Genomic DNA, 14941 nt, shown 5'->3' on the forward strand with positions numbered 1-14941 from the left:
AAAATTTTAATTTATTAACTCGTAAACTTGAGCTTTATCATTATTAATTGTTGCTAACAAATAAGGTTTCCCTTTTAAGGTTATTATATTTAAGTGTCTTATCGATTTTTCGCTAAAATCTAAACCAATTGTATTTCCCAGTACTAAGCTATTTTCATTTTTAATTAAAGCACCTGGAAACGAATCAAACCGGCCTTGAAAAGGTGTTACTCCAAAATAGTTTCCACCAACTAAAACATCATCCTTTCCATCAAAATCAAAATCATATTTTATAAATGCTGTTAATGGTGAAACTTGTAATTCGCTTTTAAAAGGTACAAATGAGAAATGTCCTTTTTCATTTTTTAAATATCCAGATTTAAGCTCATTCACTTCTAGAACCACAGCTTTATTTAAAACCTTTTTATCAAATATTTCTTCAATAGATTTCCCTGCAAAATCTTTATAAGTTGTGAATTTCTTCTTTAAACTTACTATTTGACCAGCTAGTTCGTCTAAACCTAAAAGTGGATAGTATTTACCTTTTTTATAAATACAAACGATACTTTCAGTACTTCCATTATCATCAAAATCTGCATAATACATTTTCATAGGATAATCTTCTGATGCTTTAAATTTTGAGTTAGTTCCCCAGTTTCCTAAAAGGTAATCCATATCGCCATCTTGATCAATATCAAACGGTTGAATTTGTTGCCAAAGTCCGCTTAATTTAGAATCTATTAATTTCTCTTCAGAAAAATCACTATTGTTGTTTTTTAAGAACTTAGGAGTCATCCATTCGCCAACTAAAATAAGATCGGTAAAACCATCGTTATTAAAATCTTCCCAAATAGCATCTGTAATCATACCTGCTTTTTGAAATACATCGCTTTGAACTATAGAAAAACTGCCATTGTTATTTTCTAACAAATAAGACTCAGGAATCTTTCCAAAATCGTTAGAAATGGTATTGCTGCCTATAAATACATCTAAATCACCATCGTTATCAAAATCATTAGTTCTAATTACTGACGCATTTTCGTAAAATTCCGGCAACAACTTTCCATCAAACCCTTCATTGGTTTGAACATAATAAGTATCTAAAAGAGGTTTCATTTTATTAGAAAAATGTGCACCACCTGTACCAACTAACAAATCGTTTTTACCATCTTTATTAAAGTCTGAAATTACAGCTGTAACATCTTCGTTTATTGAATCGTTCACTACACTAATTATTCTTTTTTCTGTATAAATTGAATCGGTTTGAAAATACGTTTTAGAAGGTTTAAATCTAGAACTTCCAAAGTAGATATCGTCCTTACCATCACCATTTAAGTCTCCTATTGCTATTGCTGGACCTCTATCGGAAACCTGATAAGGAATCAATTTTTGGCGATTAAAATCTATAAAATCATCTTCCTTATGAACAAAATTAATCCCTGTACTATCATTTAATTTAAAAAGGGGTTTCGACTTTTTAAGCAATGTATTATAATTGAAAGGTTTTGTTTTTTCTGGAGAAATTGTTAATGTTTGGTTTACCTTAATATCTTTTACAATTTGATACGTTTTATTAGGCCATACTATTTTAATTGAGTCTACTTTTTGTTGCTTGTTAAACCCAAAATGAATCATAGGCTCTGATGATGATTGAAAACCTCGTACAACATAAAGCTCTTTATATTGTAAATCACCTCCGCTATAAGCAAACACTTTTGTTCCTATTCCAAACTTATTGGGATTAGTATAATTAAATTTAAGTTTAAGGTAGTTTGCCTTTGAATTTGTTTGATTAATATACAATGATGTCGCATCGTTTAAATTATTTACTACTAAATCTAAATCGCCATCATTATCTAAATCTGCCATAGCAGTTGCACCAGAAACATAATTATCTTTTTCAATCCACTCATCAGATTTGTCTTCAAACATTAAATTTTTTGTTCCTTTAAAAATAACATTGTGAGTTCTTCCTGACGGCATCATCTCTAAGGCTTGCTGGTCAACTAATTTTGTGTTGTCTATTTTTTTTTGAATTTGGTCATTTGATGCAAACTTGATAAAATCTAAATTATTAGGTCGTTTTGGTATGCCGTTAGAAATAAACAAATCTTGTTCACCATCTTGATTATAATCCCCAAATAACGAGCTCCAACTCCAATCTGTTGCTGCTACACCACTCATTAAAGCAGTTTCTAAATAGTTTGAATTTTGCTGATTTACAAAAAGCATATTTCTAGTAAACTGATAATGATATCCATACTTTTCTGTTCTTAATTTTTGAATTTGAATATTATCATCGCCTTCTGAGGATTTTAAAACAGTTTCATCATCAGCAAGCATATCTAAAGATATAATATCTGGCCAACCGTCATGGTTAATATCTGCAACATCATTACCCATTGAAAACCGAGAAGTATGACCAAAATATTTTTTTAAACTCTCAGAAAAAGTACCATCCGTATTGTTTATATAATAATAATCGTCTTCATGAAAATCGTTTCCAACAAAAATATCTGGATAGCCATCTTGATTAAAATCTGAAATGGCAATACCCAAACCATAACCATTTACTCCACCATAAATACCTGCTTCTTCACTTACATCTGTGAACGTACCATTATCATTTCTCAACAACTTATCTCCCGTTTGGTAGCTACGCTTGTTTCTTAAATCTGCACGACCAAAAGATTCTTGCGTATGAATAGCGTGATTTAAAAGATACATATCCAAATCGCCATCTAAATCGAAATCTAAAAAAGCTGCAGAAGAACTATAGGATTCATGATCGAGTTGATATTTTGCTGCGCTTTCAGTAAATGTTTCATCGCCGTTATTGATGTATAATTCGTTAAAACCATTAAACCCATTTAAACCAACCACCGCACAAACGTAAATATCTAAAAGTCCGTCGCCATTTACATCTCCCATAACTGCCCCTGTATTCCAAGAACTATTACCTTGAATTTTAGCTTTTTCTGAAATATCTTCAAATTTTAAATCGCCTTTATTTAAAAATAATTTGCTTTTAACTTGGTTACCAGACAAGAAAATATCTGGCAAATCATCATTATTAATATCTCCAATTGCTACACCTCCTCCATTATAAAAATACAGATAGTCGAGTATATTTAAATCGTTGGTTTCAGAAATTGAATTTGTGAATTTTACACCTGTTTGATCTGCTGAAGGGTTTTTAAATAATAAATCATCTTTTTGGTTACAACCAACAATTAAAACCCCTAGAAATAATATGACAACTTTTAATTTATTCATTTATTGAAAATATCTTTGGTTTACTGTCATTAATTGCTGCAATTATATAGGTTTTGCCATCCTTATCTTTAAACTGTTTTAAGTGTTTTATTTCATCTCTTACCACAAAACCGCTAGTATTGTAATCTTGCCATTCAAAATCAAAGTTGCCTTTATTAATTAAAACATTACCCAAATTGCCATCTAAACGAGAATATTGTGGTTTAAATTCAAAATTATTTCCGCCCATTACAATATCAATATTTCCATCATTATTTATATCTACACAAGTAATTCCGCAAACACATGACAATTGGACTCTACTTGGGAGTATTTTTATAGTAAAATCTCCATTACCATTATTAACTGCAATAACAGTCTCTGTAATACTACTTTTTTTCTTAATAGCGCTTTCTATTATTTCTTTAGAAAACAACTCATTTATTGTTCTTTTAGCATACTCTGATGCTTTTAGATTTTCCTTTTTAAGTTTCACCATTTGAGCTGTAAGCTCTTTTTTCATGTGAACAGGATAATCTTTTCCATCAAAATCTCTGGTTACAATTTGTTCAATTGTGCCATTATTATCAAAGTCGTTTATCCATATTTTCATAGGGTGTTCTTTTGATGTTTGGTAGGTTGTATTATCCCCTTGATTACCAAAAACTAAATCTAAATCGCCATCATTATCAAAATCTGCAGCTTCTAAAACGTTCCACATACCATTCATATCATCTAGTGAAGAATCCATTTTGGCTAATCTTCTTCCTGTATTTCTAAATATTTTTGGAGTGCCCCATTCTGATACTGTAATAAGATCTTTTTTATTGTCTCCATTTACATCTGCCCAAATTGCATTGGTTACCATTCCTGCATCTTTTAAATCATATGCTAATCGTTCTGTTGCATCTGTAAAAGTACCATCACCATTATTTTCAAGAAATAAATGATTTGGACTAATGCCATAAGTTCCAACAACACTTCTTGAACCTATAAATACATCAATATCACCATCATTATCAAAATCGTTAGTCGTTATTACAGAGATATTTTTGTTTGTTTTTGGTAAATAATTGGCTGACAAACTAAAATCGCCTTTTCCATTATTCAAGTAAAGTCTGGGTTTATAATTATTCTCTTCTCCAACTTCATTACCACCAGAACCTACCATTAAATCTAAATCGCCATCATTATCTGCATCAAAAAAAGTGGCTGCTGTGTCTTCTAAATTGGCATCATCTATAAATACTTTTTGTTGAGATGGTTTAACATTGCCCTTACCCATATTAATATATAAAACACCTTGTTGGTTTTTGGCACCACCAATAAAAAAATCTTCATTTCCATCATTATTTACATCACCAACGGCTAATGCTGGACCTTCTTGAGAAAGCATTTTAGGAATGAGTCCTTCATGATCAAAATCTGAATAAGTGTTTTCTTTATGTGCTGTAAATTTATCGTTAGATAATTCTGTTACAAGCGTTTTTATTTTATTTTTTTTGAATGGCTTTTGAATCCCATTAGCATCAGTTAAATTTAAAGTCAAAACCTGATTTGCTTTTACATTCTCTATTTTTTGGGTTTTATCATTTGGCCAAACAACACGAAGTGAATCAATATTTTCTGCATCACCTAAACCAATTGTCATGGTATAATCTACCGAAGATTGAAATCCTCTTGATGGCATTTGCTCTTGTATAACTATGTTATTATCATAATAAAGTTTTATAGTGCTTCCAATAGCAAAAGGATTTGCTTCACTCCCTTTTAATTTAATTTGAATGTAGTGGTTATTTGAAAGTGTTTCTGAATTATTTTTATAAACATATGCGTCCATATTAACATTGTTTATTACTAAATCTAAATCGCCATCGTTATCTAAATCACCATAAGCAACACCATTTGAAAGAGTAGGTGTTTCAAAACCCCATTCTTTGTTAGCATTACTAAATTTGATATTTCTATTGTTTCTATAAACGTAGTTTGGCTGTGGCTTTACAGGCATTTTATTAATAATAGAATCAATGGCCTCTTTTTTACCTGTTAATGCCATATTTTGAATGATGTCGTTTGCAAAAAAATCCATAAAATCTAAATCTGTTAAATCATGATTTATGCCATTTGTAATAAAAATATCTCTGAAACCATCATTATCCATATCAAACAATAAAGTTCCCCAACTCCAATCAGTTTTTGCAACGCCGCTAAAATAAGCTATTTCAGAAAAAGTGTTATTTCCATTATTTAATTGAAGTGTATTTTGAATGTATTGTTGATGAAAATCTTTGCTTTGTTTAAGTTTAAATATATTATATCCTTCAAATTCAGTCATTGATTTTACACGTTGGTCGCCTTCTGGAAGCATATCTGTAACAAAAATATCGATATTACCATCATTATTAATATCTGCCATATCAACTCCCATAGCTGATAAACTGAGGTGAGATGTCCAATTTTTAATTTCTTCGTTAAAGGTTCCGTCTTGATTGTTTATGTATAAATAATCGCGTTCATAAAAATCATTAGTAACATAAATATCTGGATAAAGATCTCCATTTACATCACTTACCATAACTCCTAGGCCAAAACCAATAAGACTTCCATAAATTCCAGCCTCTTCACTTACATCAACAAATTTCCCATTGTCATTTCTTAAAAGCATATCTCCAACTCCTCTAAAAATCTCTGGTACGTTTTCCCAATCTTGAGCTCTTTTATCTCGCTGCTCGGCATAACCTAAACTACTTACTGGAATATTACTATTGTTCAAAATGTAAGCATCAAGATCTCCATCTTTATCATAATCAAAAAATGATGCATGTATTGAAAAACCTGTTTTTGCAAGATTATATTCTTCAGCTTTTTGTGTAAAAGTTAAATCACCATTATTAATATAAAGGTCATTATCTTGATTATTATCACCAACGTTACCTGCATTACTAACATATATGTCTAAAAATCCATCTTGATTAATATCAACCATTACAACACCTGTAGACCAAGGTTTGTTACCAACAACTCCAGCTGATTCAGAAATATCCTCAAATTTAAAATCTCCTTTATTTAAGAATAGTTTATTGCCTTCCATATTTGCTGTTAAGTAAATATCTGGAAGACCATCATTATTTACATCACCAATTGCCACACCACCTCCGTTGTAGAAGTTTCTGTATTTAAATATGTTAAAATCTTTATTATTAACTACTTTATTTACAAAATCAATTCCCGTTTCCTTTGGACTCGTTAGTGTAAAAAGTGTTTGTTTATCATTTTTTAAATCTTGAATTTTCTTCTTATCAGATTTACATGAATTAATAAATATAGCCAAAGCTATAAGAAGGGTAAAATTCAATTTTACTAATCTCATATTCATTTATTTTTCTTTAAAAAAATTGGTGTATCGTTATTTCTTGAAACTATGTAGTAACTATTATCACCTATTCGAATTTTCTGGATGTCTCTTGCGGGTCCAGAAATATCAAATTGCTGATTTATAATTTCATTAAAAAACCCTTTTCTATCATTTAATAAAAGTGTGCCATGTGAGGCGTCTAATTTACCTAAATGTGTACTAACATCGTAGTTATTTCCAACTAAAAGTATGTCTAGAAAATTATCATTATTAAAATCGTCAACAAAAATATCGTTTACTATAGATACCTGAGTCATTATAGGTAATTGATGCTTTTTAAATGTGTTGTCTCCTTGGTTTTCAAAGTAACATGTAGCCAATTCGTAAGCCTCTTTTTTATATGCTTCATTAATTTTTTTGTTAGGCAATAAATCAGTAAACTTTGCTTTTGCGAAATTTTGATAAGACAAGTATTTTTTATTAATAAGTGGAATTTGCTTTGCAAGCTCATCTTTAGAAGAAAACGGCGTTTCTTGATCTTGATAAAAACAAGTTACTATAGGATCTATAGTTCCGTTATCATCAAAATCATTACTATATAATGTGACAGGTTGGTTAAGCGAAGCTTTTAACCTTGTATTTAAACCCCAATTTCCTGCTACAATATCTAAATCTCCATCTTTATCAAAGTCTTCTACTTTAAGAGAATTCCACCAACCGTTAGTTTCTCCTAAACTATTATTTGTTTGCAAGTTTAATTTTTTACCATCATTTATAAATACAGATATAGGCATCCAATAGCCAACGGCAATAGCATCGTTTAATTCATCTCCATTTAAATCAATCCAAAAAACATCTTGAATATTGCCTATATTTTGAAATTCTTTACCAAAAGTTGAGCTTACATCATTAAAATTTCCTTTTCCATCATTTTCAAAAATATACTGTTGTGGGGTTTTTCCAAATTCCCACGGAATGAGGTTTGAAGTAATTACAACATCTAAATCACCATCATTTTCAATATCTATAGTAACTACTTTTGATGCATTAACTTCAACACTTTCAAACTGAATACTATCATGAACAAATAATCCTTTTTTATTTAAATACAATCTTGGTTTTAAAGGCTCACCCCTTTTAAATTCATTACCCCCACTAACAACTATTAAGTCTTTAAAACCATCTCCATTCGCGTCAAAAAAAGCGGAATGAATATCTTCATTTATTGCACTTTCTTTAAATAATTCATCTTGAACAGGTCTAAATTCACCTTCCTTATTTTGAAGAAACAATTTACTAGCTTGTTGCTTTCCTCCGCAAATAAAAACATCTTCTAAACCGTCATTGTTAACATCAGATACTGATGTACTTGAGCCTAAATTTGTACTTGCATAAGGTATTAATGGGTCTCTATTAAATTCTATAGAACTGTTATCTTCATGCTTAAAATCAAATAATTCTTTTACATTTACTAAAAACGAATCTTGTTTGTTTTTGGGGTTGGAATAAAAATTCCCTTTAGCGTTTTTAATTGAAACTGTAATTTCTTGATTAACTTCAACATCTTTAATGGTTTGAAAACTCCCATTTGTCCAAATTACTTGCAAAGAATCTATACTTTTATTCTGACCTAAACCAATATGAATACGTGGTTCTACCGAAGATAAATAACCACGAGTTGTATAATTTTCATGAGCTATTAATTTTCCGTTTATGTAAGCGTAAACTTTAGTTCCTATACCTAAAATGTTTTTTTTTGAACCTTTAAATTTCACTTTAAGAAAGCCATTTTTAATGCTATCTTTTTTTAATGTATTTTTTAAAACAAAGGCGACTTCATTTACATTATTTACAAGAATATCTAAATCACCATCGTTATCTAAATCGGCATAAGTTGCGCCATTACTGTAAGAAACATTGTTTTCAGACCAAATATTTGTAAGATTATCAAAAGTGTTATTACCATTATTTTTAAAAAAATAATTCTGTAATTTCTTTTTAGGAATCATATTAACTAAATCCATATCCTTTTTAGTCATATTATCATTTAATTTCTTTTGAATGGCTTCATTAGAAATAAAATTGATAAAATCCATATTGTTAGTAGCTCCTAAAATACCGTTTGTAATATAAATATCCTTTTCTCCATCATTATCATAATCTGCAACAAGTGGGCTCCATGACCATTCGGTTGCTGCAATTCCGCTTAAAAAACCTACTTCCTTAAAACTTCCATTTCCTGAATTTACATGAAATGTGTTTTGCATAAACTGAGGTGAATACCCATTTTTTAAATAAGACTCATAAGTTTGATAAGGATATTCTAAACCAGAGGTCTTATATGTATTAAGGTTTTCTGGTAACATATCTAATGATACTATATCCATATTACCATCATTATTCAAATCACTAATGGAGTTACCCATAGAAAAATGAGTGGTGTGTCCTAATTTAGATTTATCATTCGAAATAACTTCTTTGAATGTTTTGTCTTTCTGATTAATATATAGGTAATCGTTTTCAAAAAAATCATTACCTACATAAATATCTGGATAACCATCATTATTAATATCACTAACTGAAACACCTAAACCATAACCTATTTCACCTTGAAAAATTCCAGCATTTCCTGAAACATCTTTATAAAACCCATCAACGTTTTCAAATAATTTATCTCCTGATAATGAATCAATTTTAGTCCTTTTTCTTCCATTGCCATAAGTTCTATTTGGATGTACAGAATGATTTAAAAGAAACATATCGAGATCTGAATCTAAATCGTAATCAAAAAAAACAGCTTGAGTAGAATACCCCTTAAAATTTAATCCATAGACAGAGGATTCCTCTTTGAATAACGGCATACCATTTTTAATACCTTGATTTACAAATAGTAAATTTGAATCTGCTTCATCATTAAATATTGGTGTTGTTTTACATATATATATATCTAAAAGCCCGTCGTTGTTAATATCAACTGTAGTTACACCCGTTGTCCAACCTTTATTATTAACTATTCCTGTTAGTGAAGTAATATCTTTAAAATGAAAATCACCCAAATTGATATAGAGTTTATCTTCTTCTTGGTTTGAAGTAAAATAAATATCTGTAAGGCCATCGTTATTAAAATCTCCTACTGAAACTCCGGCACCATTATAATAATATAAATATGTTAAAATGTTAAGTTCGGGAGTATCTAATAATTTATTTGTAAAATCTATTCCTGTTAGTTTATCATCTAATTGTCTAAAAAGCACTTTGTCTTTATTACAAGAATATAATAACAATAGAAAAAATATATTAAATAGATTATATATGTATTTTTTTTTAAAACCCATCATCTTCCTATATATCTTTCACAGTTTGTTTAAAAATTACAAATACTAAACATGCAATATAAAATTATATATTAATGATTTTAATTAATAAAAGTTTAAAAAGATTAATGAAAAGTTAATATCAAAAAATGACTGGCTATTTAACTCTATAAAATTATAAATTTTATAGAAAAAAAAGAAGGGGAATTACCCCCTTCTTTAAAACTTAAATATATTATATGAAATCTTAGTATCCTGGATTTTGTACTAAATTAGGATTAGATAACAAAGCTCCCGCAGGAATTGGGAAAAGATTTTTTGTTTCATCACCAACATTATCAGGAGATTTAAATTCCCAATCTTTAGTGAATTGCCCAAAACGAATTAAATCATTTCTTCTCCACATTTCAATATAAAGCTCTCTACCTCTTTCATTAAGTAAATCCGTTTCAGTTAATGAACCTAAAGGTGTTGCATCTCTTAAAGTACGTAATTCATTAACTAAAGTTAATGCACTACCACCAGTAGTAGGTGTAGCTCCTCGCATGATTGCCTCTGCTTTCATTAAATGTGCATCTGCATACCTAAACATGATTTCATGTTCTAAAGATGATCCACCAGCTGGATGATATTTAATTGTTCTAATTCCTGTTTCATCACTATTCCCTACTAAACCAGGGAAATCACGTGAAAATGTTAAATCACCTCCAGCTCTATTTTTAAGCACTGAACCATTTGTATCATATTGTTTTCCAATTAAGAATCCATATCCAATTCCAAAGTTTGTATTATCTGCATTTGAAGCATCTGGAACCCAACCTCTTCTTTCTTCTTGACCTGCACCTACATTATTGTTGTCAGAATCACCTTCAAACAAATTATAAAATTCTGATAACGTTGTAAAACCATTCCATCCACCACCAGTTTGATCTGGTGCAATTTGAACATAATGCATTCCGTTCCAAATTCTATTACCTATGTTTGTTGGCAACCAAAATATTTCTTCAGTATCTGCATCTCCTAAGAAAATATCAAAATATCCTGATTGAAGGGCAAAACCATCAGCTGCAATAGCATCTACTAAAGCAACTACTTCATTCATATCTGCTGGACTTGCTGTGCCTGAACCATTATAAACATGAGAATTTAATAATAGTTTTGCTTTTAGAAATCTCGCTGAAGCTTTAGTACCTCTTTTTAAAGGATCTCCGCTACCTCCAAGAGCTGTTGGTAAACCTGCAATAGCAGTATCTAAATCTGATAATGCTAACGCTAACGCATCTGTTCTACTTAAAACTTCTGGGTTTATTTCTGGACCATCACCTGGGTTTCTAAATGGCACTTGACCAAAGTTATCCATAATAATATATACAGCATAAGCTCTTGCAAAACTTGCTAAAGCAGTTTGAGTAGCATCTGCACCACTTGCAGGATCCAAAATTTCAGATGCTGCATATATTGATGAGTTCCAGTTATTCCATGCAGCAAGAATATATGTATGGTTTGAATCCCAATCGTGTGTATGCAATACTCTCCAAATTCCATTATCACCCCAATCCGTACCACGTGTTGGTATTAGTAATTCATCCGTAGATACTTCAGAAATCGCATATATATTTGCTTGATCTCCTACTCTATTTAAACCATTATATAGATTTGTTATAGAAGCATCAACATCTTCTACTCCTGTAAAGCTACCACTACCAGCATTTTCATTAATAATTGAATCTGTACCTTCAATTTCTAAATCTGTACATGATATAACAAATATTGCTAATAAAGGCAACAATACATATTTTCTAATTTGTTTTGTTTTCATAATTCTTTTTTTTTAAAATGTTGCTCTTAAACCTAATGTAAATGTTCTAGGTCTTGGATAACCAGACCAATCTATTCCAGCTGTTGGTAAATTGTTTAATAAATCTGCTCCAGCTGGAGAAACACTTACTTCAGGATCTAACCCACTGTAATCTGTTATTAAGAACAAGTTTTGACCTGTTAAAGATAATCTTAAAGATTTGAAGGCACCTTCACCAGTTAATGGAAAAGTATATCCAAGAGTCGCATTTTGTAATCTAATAAAATCTCCTTTTTCCAAAAACCTTGTTGAGACTGCAGCTTCAGCACTTCCTGCTTCCCCGTTACCTATAACATCCTGAGTTACATTTCTAGCACCTGCAATTGAACCTGCAGTAAAAAATGCATTCTTAGTATTGTTATAAACATAATAATCAAACTGACCATTAAAGTAAGCTGATAAATCCCAATTTTTATACGATAAGTTTGTTGACAAACCTGCAATCATATCTGGCACAGCATCTTTACCAACAAAATTTTGTACATCACCAATTGGCTGTCCATTTGCATCAAATCCACCAAAGTCTCTTAAGTAATAAGAAAACAAAGGATGTCCACCAGCTAGTAATTGAGCATAAGCTCCTGTTAAACCTTGTCCTCTAATGGTTCCTGCTTGGATTAACCCTCCAAAGTTTTGTAATTCGTTTTCATTAAATGACATATTAAAGGACATATTCCAGTTTAAATCTTCAGTCTGAATAATATCATAAGCAATCATAAACTCCAAACCTTGATTTAGTATGGTTCCATCTAAATTAGAAAAAACGAAAGGTTGAGCAGCTGGTTGCGCAGATTGAACTTGTAACAAGAAATCACTAGTTTCTTTTCTATAAAAATCTACACTACCTGAAAGTCTATCATTATTGAATCCAAAATCTAGACCTACATTAAAAGATAATGTTTCTTCCCATTTTAATGCAGAATTAGCAAATGCAACTGAATTAGTACCAGGTATTGTAATAGCACCACCGTTTCCTATTGCGGCTCCTGCAAATCTTGTTCTATTTATGAAATTACCATAACCTAGACCTTCTTGATTACCAGTAATACCTGCTCCTAAACGAATTTTTAATGTAGAAACATTATCTCCTATAAAATCTTCTTCATTCATTTTCCAGGCGAAAGCTCCAGAAGGGAATATACCATATCGATTATCTGATCCAAAACGAGATGAACCATCTGCTCTAACTGTTGCAGTGAATAAATATTTATTTGCAATAGAATAATTTATTCTACCAAAGAAAGATTGCAATTCATCTGTGAAATCAAAAGTATCAGCAAAAATTGACTGAACAGCAATATTTGGTGCTGATAAATTATCAGTAGCAATACTTGGAAATAATCTATTAACAAATACTTGAGATTGCGATGTTCCATATCCATATTGTTGATAAGCCCCACTAATTACTCTTTCAATTGCTTCAGCAGAATCTTCTAAATCATAACTCATTTGGCTAAGACTAGTTGTACTATAACCCCATCCAGCTACATTTCTACCATTTCTTTGAAAATCTTGAAAAGAATAACCAACAAGTATATCTAAATTTGAGTTATCAAATTCTTTTTTATAATTTAATGTTAACTCCATTAGTTTACTTTCAGTATCTAAATCGTTAAGAGATCCACGACCATTTCCTAAAATCCCAGTTGTATATCCATAAGTATTTCCAGAAATAGCAGTTCTTCTAGATGATGAAGATGTATCATAACCTAAATTTATTTTAGCTGAAAACTCTGATGTAAAGTCATAGTTTAAAGACCCATTAAGTAAAGCTCTATCTGTATCAGTTAAACTTTCATAATTAGCCAATAAGTTTGCAGGGCTAGGGTTTGTACCAGGATCAAAGCTTGGGTCATTTGGCCATGTTGGATTAGCAGAATACGCAATACCTAATAAATCGCCTCTAAATCCACCACTACCAGTAACCATAGGAGCTTCTTCATCTACATGACTTATAGTAGATTGTAAATTAACTGTTAATTTATCATCTAAAAAACGATGCAACCAATTTACTCTACCGGTAATACGCTGTAATTCTGAATTCTCGACAACACCTTGTTGATTACTAAGACTAAAAGTTCCTCTAATATTACCTTTACCATAATTTTTTGAGTATGATAAATTTTGATCATGTGACATAGATGTTCTTGTAACTACATCTTGCCAATCTGTATCGGAACCAGCATCTATTACAGATGGGTCTCCTCCATAACCTGCATAAGCAGATAAAAATTGTTCTCTGTTTAGTAAATCATATTCATCTGCTGGAGAACTAACACTTAATGATGAATTAAATTCGAAAACTCCTGCGCCACCTGCTTTTCCACTTTTAGTAGTAATTATAACGACACCATTAGCACCTCTAGAACCATAAATAGCTGTTGAAGACGCATCTTTAAGTATAGATATACTTTCAATGTCGTTTGGGTTTAAAAAGTTTAAAGGATTACTAGAACTACTTGTTCCTCCTTCTCCTCCAGTAACATCTGCACCTCCAGCTGAAACTGAATCGCCTCCTAAAGGCACACCATCAACCACAAATAAAGGGTTGTTGTTTGAACGTACAGAGTTTGTACCTCTAATACGCACATTAATTCCTCCTCCAGGTTCACCACTGGTTTGAGAAATTTGCACACCAGCAGTTTTTCCTTGAATAAGTTGTTCTGGTGAAGCAATTACACCTTTTTGAAAATCTTCTGCACTTACAGAAGCTACAGATCCTGTTGCATCTTTTACAGTTGTTGTACCGTAACCAATTACAACTACTTCATCCAACACACTTGTATCTTCTTCAAGTAATACATTAAGGGTTGTTTTACCATTAACTGCAACTTGCTGTGTTGCATATCCTAAAAAGCTGAACTCCAGAATTGCATCTGCAGAATTAACTTCTAAAGAATACTTACCATTAAAATCTGTTTGTGTTCCTGTAGTAGTTCCTTTAACTATTACATTAACCCCTGGCAAAGGTCCTGAAACATCTGAAACAGTACCGGATACTGTTTGGGCATAAATAAAGCTTCCAAATAGCAGAGCTATTGAAAGCAAAAACTTTTTGAGTAATTTGTTTTTCATATTGAGTTTAGTTAATAATTAATATGTTAATTAAATAGCATTAATATAGGTAGTGTTAAAATGCTGTTAATTTAATTACCAATTTTATATTATATAAAGATATAA

General features: G+C 30.9%; 5 protein-coding genes. All 5 read right to left on the reverse strand.

The window, feature by feature from the left end:
- Positions 1 to 6: 6 nt before the first annotated feature.
- Positions 7 to 3255, reverse strand: a complete 3249-nt coding sequence (locus BT151_RS11250) for a VCBS repeat-containing protein (protein WP_072402185.1) — start codon at positions 3253 to 3255, stop codon at positions 7 to 9.
- A complete protein-coding gene (locus BT151_RS11255) occupies positions 3248 to 6610 on the reverse strand; it encodes a VCBS repeat-containing protein (protein ID WP_072402193.1) in 3363 nt (1120 codons plus the stop codon). The genes BT151_RS11250 and BT151_RS11255 overlap by 8 nt, the downstream gene beginning before the upstream one ends.
- Positions 6607 to 9843: a VCBS repeat-containing protein gene (locus tag BT151_RS11260; protein ID WP_245794803.1), complete on the reverse strand. Its 3237-nt coding sequence runs from the start codon at positions 9841 to 9843 to the stop codon at positions 6607 to 6609. The genes BT151_RS11255 and BT151_RS11260 overlap by 4 nt, the downstream gene beginning before the upstream one ends.
- A gap of 307 nt (positions 9844 to 10150) precedes the next feature.
- The gene (locus tag BT151_RS11265; protein ID WP_072402198.1) at positions 10151 to 11722 is read right to left on the reverse strand and encodes a RagB/SusD family nutrient uptake outer membrane protein; all 1572 of its coding nucleotides are present in this window, start codon (positions 11720 to 11722) and stop codon (positions 10151 to 10153) included.
- Positions 11723 to 11734: 12 nt separating this feature from the next.
- Positions 11735 to 14836: a SusC/RagA family TonB-linked outer membrane protein gene (locus BT151_RS11270; protein ID WP_072402200.1), complete on the reverse strand. Its 3102-nt coding sequence runs from the start codon at positions 14834 to 14836 to the stop codon at positions 11735 to 11737.
- Between the last annotated feature and the right edge of the window lie 105 nt (positions 14837 to 14941).

The organism is Flaviramulus basaltis, from assembly GCF_900114265.1.
In the GTDB taxonomy this organism is placed as follows: domain Bacteria; phylum Bacteroidota; class Bacteroidia; order Flavobacteriales; family Flavobacteriaceae; genus Flaviramulus; species Flaviramulus basaltis.

Bases quoted from the DNA above. Each gene is read 5' to 3' on its own strand.
- BT151_RS11250 (WP_072402185.1), bottom strand. From the start codon at position 3,255: ATGAATAAATTAAAAGTTGTCATATTATTTCTAGGGGTTTTAATTGTT.
- BT151_RS11255 (WP_072402193.1), bottom strand. From the start codon at position 6,610: ATGAATATGAGATTAGTAAAATTGAATTTTACCCTTCTTATAGCTTTG.
- BT151_RS11265 (WP_072402198.1), bottom strand. From the start codon at position 11,722: ATGAAAACAAAACAAATTAGAAAATATGTATTGTTGCCTTTATTAGCA.
- BT151_RS11270 (WP_072402200.1), bottom strand. From the start codon at position 14,836: ATGAAAAACAAATTACTCAAAAAGTTTTTGCTTTCAATAGCTCTGCTA.